The organism is Paraburkholderia phenoliruptrix, assembly GCF_019511605.1.
Classification (GTDB): Bacteria; Pseudomonadota; Gammaproteobacteria; order Burkholderiales; family Burkholderiaceae; genus Paraburkholderia; species Paraburkholderia phenoliruptrix_A.
In genome coordinates this window covers 136,703-152,308 of record NZ_JAEUAV010000009.1, presented here as the reverse complement: position 1 = coordinate 152,308, position 15,606 = coordinate 136,703, and the positions used below count along the sequence as shown (strand labels likewise).

Sequence of the window (15,606 nt, the reverse complement as noted above, 5' to 3'; positions counted from 1 at the left end):
CGCATATTTGCTTAGAAGAATAATGCGTTTGTCTTATACGGGGCGTTGCGCTTATCGTCGCTGAACCTTGCTGAATTTCAACTCGCACGCCATTGCCATGATGCCTTTCGGCCCGTCTCCCACGATGTTTTCCGTGCTGCCGCGCAGCTTCGTCAACGTGCTTGCCGGCGCCGCGCTCGCGCTTTGCGCAGCGTTGTGCGCGACGCCTGGCCTCGCCGCCGATCTTCCGGTTCTCAAGGTCGGCGACCAGTCGTTGCAAACGCGCGGCATACTCGAAGCCTCCGGTCAGTTGAAGGACCTGCCGTACAAGATCGAATGGTTCAACTTTCCGGCGGCGCAGCCCCTTGGCGAAGCACTGAATGCGGGCGCCGTGGATGTGGGCGGCCTCGGGGACGCGCCGCTCGTGTTCGCGCTTGCCGCCGGCGCGCGGGTGCGGGCAGTCGCGGCGACGCGCTCCAATCCGCTCGATCTCGCCATCGTGGTGGGTCCGCATTCGCCGCTCGTGGATGTCGCGGGTCTGAAGGGCAAGCGCCTTGCGACCACGCGCGGCTCGATCGGCCACTACCTCGCGCTCGCGGCGCTGAAAAGGGCCAATCTCGCGGCGAGCGAAGTGACGTTCGTGTTTCTTGCGCCCGCCGACGCGAAGGCCGCGCTTGCGTCTGGCAGTGTCGACGCGTGGTCGGTGTGGGACCCGTACACCGCGCTTGGCGAATCGCGCGATCACGACCGCATCATCGCCAACGGCGTCGGTTTGTCCGAGGGGCTCAGCTATCAGGTCGCGACCGAGGCCGCGATTGCCGGCAAACGCGCGCAACTGGCCGACTTTCTGCGGCGCGTGGCGATCGGCCAGCGTTGGGCGCTCACGCATCCGGACGAGGTGGCGGCCATGCAATCGCGCGTGACCGGCTTGCCGACCGATGTGCTGAAGACGGTCTATCAGCGCGGCCAGGTGCATCCCGTTGCCATCGACGACACGGTTATCGCCGCACAGCAACGCACCGCCGACACATACGAAGCGGCCAACGTGATACGCGCGCATCTGGACGTGCGCGCAAGCTTTGACCGCAGCTTCCCGCTGCCGTGATTCGCACCATGTGAGGCTGCGAAATCCTCTGCAAATTCGGTGTAAACGCGCTCTCGTCTAAAGCCGCCGATCCCGTTAGATTAGCTTCACTTGGAAGGCTTTATGAGGGGACCAGGGCGACCAGACAAGCAGCGGTTCGCCACTTCCGGCGATGGCGCAAGGTGAACGGCCAAGGTCGTTCATCGCCGTACCGGGACAGGACCGCTGCGCGTCGTCCCACCTGCTGTATCGTTCAGACGGGTTGCTGTCCTCGGGCCCACGTCTTCCTTCTCCGGCGTACTGACCGTAGCCGTCTCCACGACAAGCTTCAACGCAGCTTCAATGCAGCTTCAATGCCCCCGCAGCGGCGACGCTTTGCACGGCGTCGCCTGTTTGCTTTCTGTTGCGTCTGTTGCTGTTTGCAATAAATCCCACGTGGCTAGCCCAATCATCGAAAAATGCCCGACGTATCGCGTTTTGCGCGTTTGCGGCCGCGATGACTGCATGCTGGCCGGCGCGCGTGCGCGCTCGCGGTTTTTGCGTTGGCCGGTTATCCTGTAGCGCGCCCCGACGAAGTGCGGCGGGGCATCACTACATGACCGGTGCGGGCCGTCGCGCGCGCACTGCTACAGGAACTTCGCTGTGAGTCTGAAACTGCCTATTGTCGCCATGCTGGCCGCATGCCTTGCACTCACCGCATGCGACGACCAACAAAGCGAGCGCGCCGTGCAAAAAATCAAGGAGCTGTTCAACGCCGTGAAGCCCGACGCACTGCTGCTCAAGGACATGACGCCGGGCGTGACCACCGAAGCGCAGATCCGCGAGCAGATGGGCAAGCCCGAAACGGAACGCACCTATACCGACGGTTCGAAGCGCTTCGAATATCCGCGTGGTCCGCAAGGTCTGAATACGTACATGGTGGACATTGACCGTGACGGTAAACTGCAATCCATCACGCAAGTGTTGACCGCTGCGAATTTCGGCAAGATCCGCATCGGCATGAGCGAGGACGAAGTACGGCGGCTGCTCGGCAAACCAGGCCAGGTCGCGGTGTTTCCGCTGAAGCCCGAGACGGTGTGGAGCTGGAAATGGCGCGAGGGCGGCGTGACGGAAGAAGGCATTTTCAACGTGCATTTCGACCAGAATCACACGGTGTACACAACGTCGCGTTCGGACGTCGTGCGCGGGCGCTAGAAACAGAACAGAACGCAAAGACGGGGGCTTCATGATACGTCGACGTCGATACAGCCGTATCGGACTGGTATTGGGGGGCGGCGCGGCGCGCGGCTGGGCGCATATAGGTGCGATTCGCGCGCTGCACGACGCGGGCATCAAACCCGACGTGGTGTGCGGCACCTCGATCGGCGCGCTGGTCGGCGCGGTCTATGCGAACGGCGACCTCGACTGGCTCGAGGAGTGGGTCTCGCGCCTCACGTGGCAGACGGTGGTGCGCCTGCTCGACTTGCGGCTCTCCGGCGGCCTGCTCGGCGGGCGCAAGGTGATCCAGCTTTTTGCGGACAAGTTCAACGGCCGGTCCATCGCCCAGTTGAACATGCCGTTCGCGGCGGTTGCCACCGAACTCGACTCGGGCCGTGAAAGCTGGCTGCAGGACGGCAGCGTGGTAGACGCGGTGCGTGCGTCGATTGCGATTCCCGGCATTTTCACGCCGGTGTGGCACAACGGCGTATGGCTCGTCGACGGCGGCCTGAGCAATCCGGTGCCGGTGTCGGTGGCGCGCGGCATGCGGGCGGACTGTGTGATCGCGGTCGACCTGAACAACGACATTCTGAATGGCCGCGATTTCGGCGGCGCGGTGGTGGACACGCCCGCCATCGATCCGCACGCGCCGCCGCCCGTTTCGCTGCGGCGTAACGGCAAGCCCTGGCCGCGCTGGCTCGCGCCCGCCGAGGAGCGCGTCACCGACGACGTGCGCGTGCCGCCCGCGCCGAGTGCCCGCGTGCCTTCGATGCTCAGTTCGATCGCGCAGAGCATCGACATCATGCAGGTGCGGATCACGCGCAGCCGTCTGGCGGGCGAGCCGGCGGATATCCTGATCCAGCCGCGCCTGGGCGGCATGGGCATTTTCGACTTCCATCGCGCGGCGCCGGCCATCGAAGAAGGGCGCGCGGCGGTCGAATACATGCTGCCCGCCATTCGCGCACGGCTTGGGATCGAGTAGCGGCGCGCAGCGCCCGCCGTCTATCGCAAAAGCGACCTCAAACTTGCGAAATCGCGGCAGCGCGTCCGCACCTTACCCGACGTAAGCCGCGCCGACGCCCCGCGACATCGGGCGCGGCGGGCCGCCGCATCCCCGGTACGCCGTTTGTTGCGACGCAGCAAAACGCGCGCCTGCCTTTGAGAATTTAATTTTCGCTTGCGAGACTCCGCGCCATGCCTGATGAGTCGGGCGGCACGAGCCGACTGCATCCTGGCAACGTTCAAACGAACCTGGATGGAGACACGCGTGGTGCTATACGGCTTTGGTCCGGTGTTGCTGGCCGGCACGATCCAGACAGTCGAACTGTCGGTCCTGTCGCTCGCGACCGCCGTGCTGCTCGGGCTCGCGGGCGCGGCGGCGAAACTTTCCCTGAACCGGCCGCTGCGCGCGCTCGCCACCGGCTATACGACGCTGATCCGCTCGGTGCCCGACCTCGTGCTGATGCTGCTGCTTTTCTACAGCATCCAGATCGCGGTCAACAATCTGACCGATGCGCTCGGCCTGCCGCAATTCGACATCGACCCGTTCGTGGCCGGCGTGCTGACACTCGGCTTCATTTACGGCGCGTACTTCACCGAAACGTTTCGCGGCGCGTTTCTCGCCGTGCCGCGCGGTCAGCTCGAAGCGGGTAGTGCATACGGCATGAGCGGCGCGAGGGTATTCGCGCGCATTCTCTTTCCGCAGATGATGCGTTTCGCGCTGCCCGGCATCGGCAACAACTGGCAGGTGCTCGTCAAGGCGACGGCGCTCGTGTCGATCATCGGTCTCGCGGACGTGGTGAAGGCCGCGCAGGACGCGGGCAAGAGCACCTTCAACATGTTCTTCTTCATTCTGATCGCGGCGCTGATCTACCTCGCGCTCACAACCGTCTCGAACCTCGCGCTGATCTGGCTCGAACGCCGCTATTCGATTGGCGTGCGGCACGCGGAGCTCTAAGACCATGATCGACATCCTCAACCAATTCTGGCGCGCGTTTCTCTACTGGGACGGCCAGCGCATGTCCGGGCTCGCGGTGACGCTGTGGCTGCTGGTCGCCTCGGTCGGCATCGGCTTTTGCGTTGCAATTCCGCTTGCGGTGGCGCGCGTGTCGAAAAAGCGCTGGCTGTCCACGCCGGTGCGTCTTTACACGTATGTGTTTCGCGGCACGCCGCTGTACGTGCAGTTGCTGCTGATTTATACCGGCATGTACAGCCTCGAATTCGTCCGCTCGCATCAGTTGCTGGATGCGTTTTTCCGCAGCGGCTTTCACTGCGCGATTCTCGCGTTCGCGCTGAACACCTGTGCGTACACCACGGAGATTTTCGCGGGCGCGATCCGCTCGACGTCGCACGGCGAAGTGGAAGCCGCGCGCGCCTACGGCATGAGCTGGTTCACGATGTACCGCCGCATTGTGATACCGTCCGCGCTGCGCCGCGCGCTGCCGTTGTACAGTAACGAAGTGATCCTGATGCTGCATGCCACCACGGTCGCGTTCACGGCCACCGTGCCCGACATTCTCAAGGTAGCGCGCGATGCCAATTCGGCGACCTATCAGTCGTTCGACGCGTTCGGCCTTGCCGCGCTGATTTACCTCGTGGTGTCGTTTGCTCTGGTTGCGCTGTTTCGCCGCGCCGAGCGTCGCTGGCTAGGTTATCTGGCGGTGCGCACGCATTGAGCGCGCCGTCTTCGCAGCGGGCGGCGCGCTGAGGGCGCGCTGTCGAAACCTCGATCCGTATTCTCAAAGGGAGAGCATCTTGCTCCACACCACGCAAACCCAGGCTTGCAAGCTCGCCGTGCAGGACATCCACAAGCGCTATGGCGACAACGAAGTGCTCAAGGGCGTATCGCTGAACGCGAACAAGGGCGACGTGATCAGCATCATCGGTGCGAGCGGCTCGGGCAAGAGCACCTTCCTGCGCTGCATCAATTTTCTCGAGCGGCCGAACGCGGGGCAGATCGTGGTCGACGGCGAGGCGGTCAGGACTAAAACCGACCGCGGCGGCAATCTCGAAGTGGCCGATCACAAGCAGTTGCAGAGGATTCGCACGAAACTCGCGATGGTGTTCCAGCACTTCAATCTGTGGGCGCATATGAACGTGCTCGAGAACGTCGTCGAGGCGCCGATTCACGTGCTCGGCGTGCCGCGCCGCGAAGCGGAAGAGCGGGCGCGCGAATACCTGGAAAAGGTGGGTCTCGCGCCGCGCGTCGAAAAACAGTATCCGTCGCATCTGTCGGGCGGGCAGCAGCAGCGTGTGGCGATTGCGCGCGCGCTGGCGATGAACCCGGACGTGATGCTGTTCGACGAGCCCACTTCGGCGCTCGACCCAGAACTGGTCGGCGAAGTGCTGAAGGTCATGCAGAAGCTCGCTGAAGAAGGGCGCACCATGATCGTCGTCACGCATGAAATGGGTTTTGCGCGCAACGTGTCGAACCACGTGATGTTCCTGCACCAAGGCCGCACCGAAGAAGAGGGGCTGCCCGCCGACGTGTTGAGCACGCCGCGCAGCGAGCGGCTCAGGCAGTTTCTGTCCGGCAGCCTGAAGTAACGCGCCGCACCGTCATACCGCAGCCGATGGCCCGCACGTCCAGTCCCGCACGTACCACCCAGGTGGCGATCGTTGCATTGCCGCCCGTGTCGATGTCGGGCGTCGGGCCGATTGTCGACGCACTCAATCTGGCCAACGAAATCGACGGCCGCGCGCTGTACCGCGTGCAGGTCTGTTCGTGGGACGGCCGCGCCGTGCCGCTCGCGGGCGGCGCGCAATGGCCCGCCGACGCGGCGTTCGGCGACGCGATTGCGTGCGACTGGCTGATCGTCGTCACCGAGCGCTTCCAGCAATTTGCCGACTATCGCCTGTTTCTCGCGAGCCTCGCGCGGGTTGGGCAGCGCACGCCGCTCGTCACCGGCATTCACCACGGCGTGTGGTGGCTCGCGATGGCCGGGCAGTTGTCCGGCTACCGCGTGAGCGTGAACTGGGAAACGTATCAGCAGTTCGCCGAGCAGTTCGAGCGCTCCATCGTCACGCAGCAGATTTTCGAAATCGACCGCGATCGCGCCACCTGCGCGGGCGGTCAGGCGAGCGTCGACTTCATGCTCGCGATGATCGGCCGCGAGCACGGCCCCGAACTCGCGGACCGCATTGCGGACACGCTCGGTGTCGGCGTGTTGCGCGCGGGCGAGGAGCGTCAGCGTATTCCGTTCGTGACCGCGCCGGGCGAGCGCCATCCGCGATTGAACGATGCGTTGCTGCTGATGGAAGCGAATATCGAAGACCCGCTCACCACTGACGAGATCGCGGCGCTCGTCGGCGTGTCGCGGCGGCAGCTCGAGCGCCTGTTCCGACAGTATCTCGGTTCGATGCCTTCCAAATACTATCTGGGCCTGCGCCTTTCCAAAGCGCGCACGCAATTGCAGCGCACCAGCAAATCGGTTGTGCAGATCAGCCTTGCGTGCGGATTTTCGTCGGCGGCGCACTTTTCGAATGCTTACCGCGAACGCTTTGGCGTGACCCCGCGCGAAGACCGCCGCAACTGGATCGAGCGGCAGACCGGCGCGAGCGGCGCGGCCGCGAGCGAGCCGCGTGCGGGCGCACTGATCGAGCGACCGGATCTCGCAGACTGAACACCCCGCCGGCGCTGGCGGTGGGCGTTGGAAGCTCATAGAAAGCGTCGCCTGTGCGCAAGACGTATCGCTCGTGGTTTCCTACACTACGTGTATTACCTCTCACCCGTAACGAGGATTTGTCATGAACGACCTGACTGTGACACGCAAGACCTTCGACGAAGTCATGGTGCCGGTGTTTGCGCCCGCCGCCTTCGTGCCGGACCGCGGTCTCGGCTCACGCGTGTGGGATACGCAAGGGCGCGACTATGTCGACTTCGCCGGCGGCATCGCCGTCACCGCGCTCGGTCATGCGCATCCCGAACTGCTGAAAGTCTTGCACGAGCAGGGCAGCAAGCTCTGGCACATCGGCAATGGCTACACGAACGAGCCGGTGCTGCGTCTTGCCAAACGTCTCGAAGACCTGACGTTTGCCGACCGTGCGTTCTTCGCGAACTCCGGTGCGGAAGCAAACGAAGCGGCGCTGAAGCTCGCGCGCCGTGTCGCGTTCGATCGTCATGGCGCCGACAAATTCGAAATCGTTTCGTTTACGCAGTCGTTTCATGGCCGCACGTTCTTCACCGTCAGCGTGGGCGGCCAGCCAAAGTACTCAGAAGGCTTCGGGCCGGTGCCGCAGGGCATCGTGCATTTGCCGTACAACGATATTCAGGCCGCGAAACAGGCCATCGGCGCGAAAACCTGCGCGGTGATCGTCGAGCCGATTCAGGGCGAGGGCGGTGTAATACCTGCTGACCCGGCGTTCCTCAAAGCGCTGCGCGAAGCTTGCGATCAGCACGGCGCGCTGCTGATTTTCGACGAAGTGCAGACCGGCGTGGGCCGCAGCGGCTACTTCTACGCGTACCAGGACACCGGCGTGACGCCGGATATTCTCACCACCGCGAAGGCGCTCGGCAACGGCTTCCCGATCGGCGCAATGCTGACCACCAACGAACTGGCCGCGCACTTCAAGGTCGGCGTGCATGGCACGACCTATGGCGGCAACCCGCTGGGCTCCGCGATTGCAGAGAAAGTGGTCGAGCTGGTGAGCGATCCGCAACTGCTCGAAGGCGTGCGCACGCGCAGCGAAGTGCTGAAGGGCCACCTCGCCAGACTCAACGAACGCTTTGGCCTTTTCAAGGAAGTGCGCGGCAAGGGCCTGCTGATCGGCGCGGAATTGAACGACACCTATAAGGGCCGGGCGAAAGACTTCGTCACGGCGGCCGGCCAGCATGGCGTGATCATGCTGATGGCGGGACCCGACGTGCTGCGCTTCGTACCGTCGCTGATCATGCCGCTCGAGGACATGAACGAAGGCTTCGTGCGGCTCGCGAGCGCGATCGCCGAAGTGGTCGGCGCGAAGGCCGAAGCGACCTCGAAATAAGCGCGCGTTCTTTAGTGCCTTGCACAGACTCACCGGTCGTATTCATGGGTTGCACCGGTGCGTCACATTCATGGGTCGCATTGATGCGTGACACTCCACAGGAACGATGATGCTCTTCGTACGCCCCGGCCGCCTCGCCGATCTCGATGCGCTCGAACACATGGCGCGCACCGCACAGCCGGTGCTGCATTCACTGCCGCACGACCGCCGCGCGCTCGAAGCGCGCGTCGCGCTGTCGGAAGACTCGTTTCGCGCGGAAGTCGACTTTCCGGGTGAGGAGTTCTATCTGTTCGTGCTCGAAGACAGCGAAACCGGCCAGTTGATGGGCACGGCGAGCATCGTCGCGGCCGCGGGCTACTCCGATCCGTTTTACGCATTTCGCAACGACGCGCTGATTCATGCGTCGCGCGAGCTGCACGTGAACCGCAAGATTCACGCGCTCACCATGTCGCACGAACTAACCGGCAAGAGCCGGCTCGCGGGCTATTTCATCCACCCGTCGCTGCGCGGCGACGCCGCCGCGCATCTGCTGTCGCGCGCGCGGATGATGTACATCGCCGCCAATCGCAAGCGCTTTACGCCCGAGGTATTCTCGCTGCTGCTCGGCGTGACCGACGAGAAAGGCGTGTCGCCGTTCTGGGAAGCGGTGGGGCGCAAATTTTTCGGCCGTGATTTCGCCGACATCGAGATCGAATCGGGCGGGCGCAGCAGAACATTCATTGCCGAAGTGATGCCTACCTATCCGATCTACGTGCCCTTGCTGCCCGAGGCGGCGCAGCGCGTGCTCGGCGAACCGGATGCGAACGCGTTGCTCGCGTATGAGATTCATCTCGAGGAAGGCTTCGAGACCGACCGCTTCATCGACATTTTCGACGCCGGCCCGGTGCTCACCGCGCAGGTGGACCGCAGTGCGTGCGTCACGCGCAACGAGGTGCGCGAGGTGCGCGAGAGCGCGGCGCCCGCAAGCGGCTCGGCGTTCCTGATCGCGCATAACGGCGCGGACGGCGAGTTCCGCTGCGTGCTCGGCGATCTGCCGGCCGCGCAGCACGAAGGCGCGCCGCTCGCGCATGCGGCACGCGCCGCGCTCGGCGTGCAGGACGGCGATGCGGTGCGCTGCGTGCCGCTCTATCGGCCGCAAGGCGAACAACAATCGGGAGACGCACAATGATCGTCGTTCGCGTTGTGCAACGAAGCGATGTCGACGCGCTGATGCGCCTCGCGCAGGAAACCGGCCCGGGGCTCACCACCTTCAAGCCGGATCGCGAGGCGCTTGCCGCACGCGTCGAACGCGCGCGCCGCACCATGGAAGACAAGGCCGCGCCGCACGAAGCAGGCTACTTCTTCGTGATGGAAGACACGCAAACCGGCGATGTCGCGGGCGTGTGCGGCATCGAGGCCGAGGTCGGACTGCAGCAGCCGTTCTACAACTATCGCGTGAGCACGGTGGTGCACGCGAGCCAGGACCTCGGCATCTGGACGCGCATGCGCGCGCTCAACATCTCGCACGACCTGACGGGTTACGCCGAGGTCTGCTCGCTGTTCCTGAGCCCGCGTTATCGCACGAGCGGAGTGGGCGGACTGCTGTCGCGCTCGCGCTTCATGTTCCTCGCGCAGTTTCGCGAGCGCTTTCCGCAGCGCTTATGCGCGGAATTGCGCGGCCATTTCGACGAGCAGGGCACGTCGCCGTTCTGGCGCGCCGTGGGCTCGCATTTCTATCAGATCGACTTCAACGCGGCGGACTACCTGAGCTCGCACGGCCGTAAGGCGTTTCTCGCCGAGTTGATGCCGCGCTATCCGGTGTACGTCGAGCTGTTGCCCGAAGAGGCGCAGCAATGCGTCGGGCTCACGCATAGCGACACGATTCCGGCGCGGCGCATGCTCGAAGCAGAAGGGCTGCGCTACGAGAACCACGTCGATATTTTCGACGCCGGTCCGGTGCTGGAATGCCATATCTCCGACTTGCGCACCGTGCGCGAAAGCGTGCTGGTGCCGGCCGAGATTGGCGAAGTGCCGGCGGGCGCGCCGCAGGATGCGCCGCGTTCGATGGTGTCGAATACTTCGCTGGGCGATTTTCGCGTGGGCGTGGCAGCCGGCGTGCCGCAAGACGGCGTGTTCCGCATGAACGCGCTCGAAGCGTCGGCACTCGGCGTGAAGTCAGGCGACCCGGTGCGGGTGCTGCCGCTGAAACACAAACGAGGATGATCATGAGCGAGCTTTTCATCGACGGCGAATGGGCCGCCGGCACAGGTCCCGCATTCGCGTCGCGCAACCCGGGTACGGGCGCGACCGTTTGGGAAGGCAATAGCGCGTCGCCGGACGACGTGGACCGCGCGGTGCGCAGCGCGCGTCGCGCGTTCGCGGCGTGGTCGGCGGCAAGCCTCGACGAGCGCTGTGCAGTGGTGCGCCGCTTCGCCGCCCTCGTTACCGAGCGCAAGGAAGCGCTCGCCGAAGCGATCGGCCGGGAAACCGGCAAGCCGCTGTGGGAAGCGCGTACCGAAGCGGCCTCCATGGCTGCGAAGGTCGAAATTTCGATCCAGGCCTATAACGAGCGCACCGGCGAAAAGCGTTCGGCAATGGCGGACGGCACTGCGGTGCTGCGCCATCGTCCGCATGGCGTGGTCGCCGTGTTCGGGCCGTACAACTTTCCCGGCCATCTGCCGAACGGGCATATCGTGCCGGCGTTGATCGCAGGCAATGCGGTCGTGTTCAAGCCGTCGGAGCTCGCGCCAGGCGTCGCCGCGCTGACCGTGCAGATCTGGCGCGATGCGGGCTTGCCCGCGGGCGTGCTCAATCTCGTACAAGGCGAGAAGGACACGGGCGTTGCACTCGCCAATCACCGGCAGATCGACGGGCTCTTCTTCACCGGTAGTTCGGACACCGGAACATTGCTGCACAAGCAGTTCGGCGGACGCCCCGAGATCGTGCTCGCGCTCGAAATGGGCGGCAACAATCCGCTCGTGATCGGCCCCGTCGCGGATATCGACGCCGCCGTGCATCACACGATCCAGTCGGCGTTTCTGTCGGCGGGGCAGCGTTGTACGTGTGCGCGGCGGATCTTCGTGCCGAACGACGCAGCGGGCGAGCGCTTTCTCGCGCGCTTCGTCGAGGTCGCCTCGCGCATCGCCGTGGGCGAATACAACTCGGAGCCGCAGCCTTTCATGGGTGCGGTGATCTCGGCGCGCGCGGCTTCGCGGCTGGTCGCGGCACAGGAACGTCTGCTTGGCGAGGGCGGCGAGGCGCTGCTGAAAATGGAGCAGCGCGACCCGAGGCTCGGCTTCGTCACGCCGGCCATTCTCGACGTCAGCGCCGTAAAGCATCTGCCTGATGAGGAGCATTTCGGACCGCTCGCGCAAATCATCCGTTATGCCAGCTTCGACGAGGCGCTCGAAAAAGCCAACGACACCCAGTTCGGCCTCTCGGCAGGCTTGCTTGCCGACGACGAATTGTTGTGGACGCATTTTCAGCGCACCATTCGCGCGGGCATCGTCAACTGGAACCGGCCCACCAACGGCGCTTCGTCCGGTGCGCCGTTCGGCGGCCCGGGCCGCTCGGGCAACCACCGGCCGAGCGCCTATTACGCAGCCGATTATTGCGCGTACCCGATGGCCTCCGTCGAAAGCGCGCAACTGCAAATGCCCGCGAGCGTCTCGCCGGGCCTTCAATTCTGAGGATCGACGATGCAAGCCACTGAAGCCAATTTCGACGGCCTGGTCGGCCCCACGCACAACTACGCGGGGCTCTCGTTCGGCAATGTCGCTTCGCAGAACAACGAGAAGTCGGTTGCCAATCCGAAAGCGGCCGCCAAGCAGGGCCTGCGCAAGATGAAGCAGTTGGCCGATCTCGGCTTTCATCAGGGCGTGTTGCCGCCGCAGGAGCGGCCGTCGATGCGTCTGTTGCGCGAACTTGGTTTTTCGGGCGACGACGCAACGGTGATCGCGCGCGTCTCGAAGAACGCGCCCGAGTTGCTCGCCGCGGCGAGTTCGGCTTCGGCCATGTGGACCGCGAATGCGGCAACCGTGAGCCCGTCTGCCGACACGCACGACGGCCGCGTGCATTTCACGCCGGCCAATCTGTGCAGCAAGCTGCATCGCGCGATCGAACATGAATCGACGCGCCGCACGCTGCGCGCCATTTTCAGCGACGCGAACCGCTTCGAGGTACACGAAGCCTTGCCCGGCACGCCCGCACTCGGCGACGAAGGCGCGGCGAATCACACGCGCCTGTGCTCCGAATATGGCGCGCGGGGTGTCGAATTCTTCGTGTACGGGCGCAGCGAATATCGCCGCGGGCCCGAGCCCAGGCGCTTTCCCGCGCGTCAGACGTTCGAGGCGAGCCGCGCGGTTGCGCATCGTCATGGTCTGCAGGAAGAGGCAACCGTCTACGCGCAGCAGAGCCCCGACGTGATCGACGCGGGCGTGTTTCATAACGACGTGATCGCGGTCGGCAATCGCACCACGCTGTTCTGTCACGAGCTTGCGTTTGTCGAGCAGAGCGCGGTGTACGACGAATTGCGCGCGAAGCTCGAGGGTGTGAGCGCGGGCTTGAACGTGATAGAAGTGCCCAACGCGCAGGTGAGCGTGGCCGACGCGGTCTCGTCGTATCTGTTCAACAGCCAGTTGCTCACGCGTCCCGACGGCAGGCAGGTGCTGGTCGTGCCGCAGGAGTGCCGCGAAAATCCGCGCGTGGCTGCGTACCTGGACGAGCTTACGTCGCACACCGGTCCCATCGACGAGGTGCTCGTGTTCGATCTGCGCGAGAGCATGAAAAACGGCGGCGGTCCGGCTTGCCTGCGTCTGCGGGTGGTGCTGAACGAGGCGGAACGCGCGGCGGTCACGCGCGGCGTGTGGATCGACGACACCTTGTTCGGACGGCTCGACACGTGGATCGAAAAACATTATCGCGACCGTCTCGCGCCGGCAGATCTGGCCGATCCGCAGTTGCTCGCGGAGTCGCGCACCGCGCTCGACGAACTCACGCAGATTCTCGGACTCGGATCGCTTTATGACTTTCAGCGCTGAGCTCGCGCGCGGCGAGCCGGCCGCGATGCTGGACGATTTCCTCGCCTATACGCTCGCGGGCACGCGGCCTGCCGCGAACGCCATGCAAGGCACGTGCGCGGCGGGCGCGCGCTGGTCTTGGCTCAACGACGGCGTGCTGCTGATCGAGCCTGCCGTGCCGGCCGCCAACATGCGCAGCGTGCTCGCGTCGGCTGGCGTGCACGGCGACGAAACCGCGCCCATCGAACTGCTTTCGTATCTGGTGCGCGACATTGCGCGCGGCGCGGCCGCGTTGACCTGCCGTTTGCTGGTGATTCTCGGCAACGTCGACGCGATGCGCGACGCATGCCGTTATCGCGACGACGATCTCAACCGGCTCTTCAGCGGCCGGCATCTGCAATTGCCGCACAGTCACGAGGCGCCGCGCGCCGCGGCGCTCGAGCAGGCGGCCGAGCGGTTTTTCGCGGCCGCCTCCGATGCGCCCGGCGCGCGTTGGCATATCGACATGCACACGGCGATCCGCGCGTCCGCATTCGAGCGCTTCGCGCTGCTGCCGCATACCGACAGGCCGTTTTCGCGCGCAATGTTCGAGTGGTTGGGCGAAGCGCACATCAGCGCGGTGCTGTTGCATACCACCAAGGGCAATACCTACTCGCATTTCACCGCGCAGACTTGCGGCGCCGAGGCGTGCACGCTGGAGCTGGGCAAGGTCCGCCCGTTCGGCCAGAACGACCTCGCGCGCTTTGCCGGTGCCGACGACGCGCTGCGTCGTCTGCTCGCGGGCACGAATGGAGCTGGCCCCGTGCAGTTGCCGCGCGCTTTCACCGTAATCGATCAGATCACGAAGCAAAGCGCTGCATTCGAATTGCTGGTCGCCGCGGACGTCGCGAACTTCACGCCGTTTGCCAGAAACACCTTGCTCGCGCGCGACGGCGACTACCGCTACGTCGTGCAACACGACGAGGAGCGCCTCGTGTTTCCGAATGCGAGCGTCAAGCCGGGGCTGCGCGCCGGCCTGATGGTGATCGAGACCACCGCGCACACGCACGCCGCGCTCGTCTAGCCGCAGCAGGCGCCGCAAGCGAGCCGCGCGGCGCTCATGCCGGCGCGTACATGCGGATTGTTTGCACGAGCGCGACATCAAGTTGCAGCTTTTTATGCCGACCTGCCGCGCGTTGCAGCCAACAATGCGGCGCGCGCCCCCCGCGGGCGCGGCGCCCGAGCCTGTACAATCCGCGCCTCGCGGCTGTTGCGCTGCATCACGGCGGCCGCGCGAGTTTGAATCGTATTTTTGGCGCGGCAATCATGCCTGTCCGGATTCGGCTCAGTCTTGTTCAATACCGTAGAGGAACACCCGCAATGAAGATGAATTGGCGAAACACGGCTGCGCTCGCGCTATTCGCGACGGCAACGGTCACGGCAGGTTCGGCCATGGCGGCGGACATCAAGGAAGTGCGCTTCGGCGTCGAAGCGTCTTATGCGCCGTTCGAATCGAAGTCGCCGTCGGGCGAGCTGCAGGGTTTCGACATCGACGTCGGCAACGCCGTATGCGCGAAACTGAAGGCGAAGTGCGTGTGGGTCGAGAACTCGTTCGACGGCCTGATTCCCGCCTTGCAGGCGCGCAAGTTCAACGCGATCAACTCCGACATGACGATCACCGAGCAGCGTCGTCAGGCAATCGATTTCACGGACCCCATCTACACGATCCCGAATCAGATGATCGCGAAGAAGGGCAGTGGCCTGCAGCCCACGCCCGCGTCGCTCAAGGGCAAGCATGTCGGCGTGCTGCAAGGCACGATTCAGGAGACGTACGCGAAGGCACGCTGGGCGCCGGCCGGCGTCGACGTGGTGCCGTATCAGACCCAGGACCAGATCTATGCCGACCTCGCTTCGGGCCGTCTGGATGCGTCGTTCCAGGATGCGGAAGCGGCGTCCAAGGGCTTTCTGAAGAAGCCGCAAGGCGCGGGCTTCGAGTTCGCCGGTCCTGCCGTCAGCGACGAGAAACTGCTGGGCGCGGGCGTGGGCTTCGGCATTCGCCGCGGCGACAAGGCGCTCAAGGACGCATTGAACGAGGCGCTGAAGGAACTGAAGGCCGACGGCACGATAGACCGCCTGGCAGCGAAATACTTCGACGTGAAGGTGGTGCTGAAGTAACGCCGCACCTCGACGCCCGATACGACATGCAAAACGGCCGCAAACTGCGGCCGTTTTGCATTGGGCACACGCTGGCGGCGCGTCGCGGTTCATATGCCCCGTCTTATGCCCCGTCTGCTGCAAATATTTGCAGATATTGCTTGAACGACATGCCAGTGCAAGACGGGCTGCGCTAAAATCGCCGGGCGCGCTGCGTCGCCACACCGCGAGTAC

Annotated in this window: 14 protein-coding genes; all 14 read left to right on the top strand. The window is 64.6% G+C overall.

From position 1 onward, the window contains the following. Window positions 1-97 precede the first annotated feature (97 nt). Window positions 98-1,084, top strand: coding sequence for an ABC transporter substrate-binding protein (locus JNB89_RS14590; protein ID WP_223216756.1), 987 nt, complete (start codon window positions 98-100; stop codon window positions 1,082-1,084). A gap of 621 nt (window positions 1,085-1,705) precedes the next feature. Next, window positions 1,706-2,257: an outer membrane protein assembly factor BamE domain-containing protein gene (gene bamE / locus JNB89_RS14585; RefSeq protein ID WP_135894826.1), complete on the top strand. Its 552-nt coding sequence runs from the start codon at window positions 1,706-1,708 to the stop codon at window positions 2,255-2,257. A 31-nt stretch (window positions 2,258-2,288) separates the two neighbouring features. Then, complete coding sequence (locus tag JNB89_RS14580; RefSeq protein ID WP_135894827.1) at window positions 2,289-3,242, top strand: patatin-like phospholipase family protein; 954 nt, start codon at window positions 2,289-2,291, stop codon at window positions 3,240-3,242. 285 nt (window positions 3,243-3,527) lie between these two features. Beyond that, a complete protein-coding gene (locus JNB89_RS14575) occupies window positions 3,528-4,217 on the top strand; it encodes an ABC transporter permease (protein WP_013339720.1) in 690 nt (229 codons plus the stop codon). A 4-nt stretch (window positions 4,218-4,221) separates the two neighbouring features. After that, window positions 4,222-4,935 carry an ABC transporter permease gene (locus tag JNB89_RS14570; RefSeq protein ID WP_013339719.1) on the top strand — a complete coding sequence of 238 codons (714 nt, stop codon included), beginning with the start codon at window positions 4,222-4,224 and terminating at the stop codon, window positions 4,933-4,935. A gap of 79 nt (window positions 4,936-5,014) precedes the next feature. After that, complete coding sequence (locus JNB89_RS14565; RefSeq protein WP_013339718.1) at window positions 5,015-5,806, top strand: ABC transporter ATP-binding protein; 792 nt, start codon at window positions 5,015-5,017, stop codon at window positions 5,804-5,806. 26 nt (window positions 5,807-5,832) lie between these two features. Continuing rightward, complete coding sequence (locus JNB89_RS14560; RefSeq protein ID WP_218742063.1) at window positions 5,833-6,882, top strand: GlxA family transcriptional regulator; 1,050 nt, start codon at window positions 5,833-5,835, stop codon at window positions 6,880-6,882. A 124-nt stretch (window positions 6,883-7,006) separates the two neighbouring features. After that, window positions 7,007-8,242 carry an aspartate aminotransferase family protein gene (locus JNB89_RS14555; RefSeq protein WP_220362649.1) on the top strand — a complete coding sequence of 412 codons (1,236 nt, stop codon included), beginning with the start codon at window positions 7,007-7,009 and terminating at the stop codon, window positions 8,240-8,242. Between the two features lie 109 nt (window positions 8,243-8,351). Further along, window positions 8,352-9,410, top strand: a complete 1,059-nt coding sequence (gene aruF, locus JNB89_RS14550; RefSeq protein ID WP_220362688.1) for an arginine/ornithine succinyltransferase subunit alpha — start codon at window positions 8,352-8,354, stop codon at window positions 9,408-9,410. After that, window positions 9,407-10,444 (top strand): arginine N-succinyltransferase, encoded by a 1,038-nt coding sequence (gene astA / locus JNB89_RS14545; protein WP_220362648.1) that lies wholly within the window; start codon window positions 9,407-9,409, stop codon window positions 10,442-10,444. Before aruF ends, astA begins: the two co-directional genes overlap by 4 nt. A 2-nt stretch (window positions 10,445-10,446) precedes the next feature. Next, window positions 10,447-11,910 carry a succinylglutamate-semialdehyde dehydrogenase gene (astD, locus tag JNB89_RS14540; protein ID WP_220362647.1) on the top strand — a complete coding sequence of 488 codons (1,464 nt, stop codon included), beginning with the start codon at window positions 10,447-10,449 and terminating at the stop codon, window positions 11,908-11,910. Window positions 11,911-11,919: 9 nt separating this feature from the next. Further along, window positions 11,920-13,260 carry an N-succinylarginine dihydrolase gene (gene astB, locus JNB89_RS14535; protein ID WP_220362646.1) on the top strand — a complete coding sequence of 447 codons (1,341 nt, stop codon included), beginning with the start codon at window positions 11,920-11,922 and terminating at the stop codon, window positions 13,258-13,260. Next, window positions 13,244-14,302 carry a succinylglutamate desuccinylase gene (gene astE / locus JNB89_RS14530; RefSeq protein WP_220362645.1) on the top strand — a complete coding sequence of 353 codons (1,059 nt, stop codon included), beginning with the start codon at window positions 13,244-13,246 and terminating at the stop codon, window positions 14,300-14,302. Before astB ends, astE begins: the two co-directional genes overlap by 17 nt. 296 nt (window positions 14,303-14,598) lie before the next feature. Further along, the gene (locus tag JNB89_RS14525) at window positions 14,599-15,393 is read left to right on the top strand and encodes an ABC transporter substrate-binding protein (protein ID WP_013339710.1); all 795 of its coding nucleotides are present in this window, start codon (window positions 14,599-14,601) and stop codon (window positions 15,391-15,393) included. The last annotated feature ends 213 nt before the right edge of the window (window positions 15,394-15,606 follow it).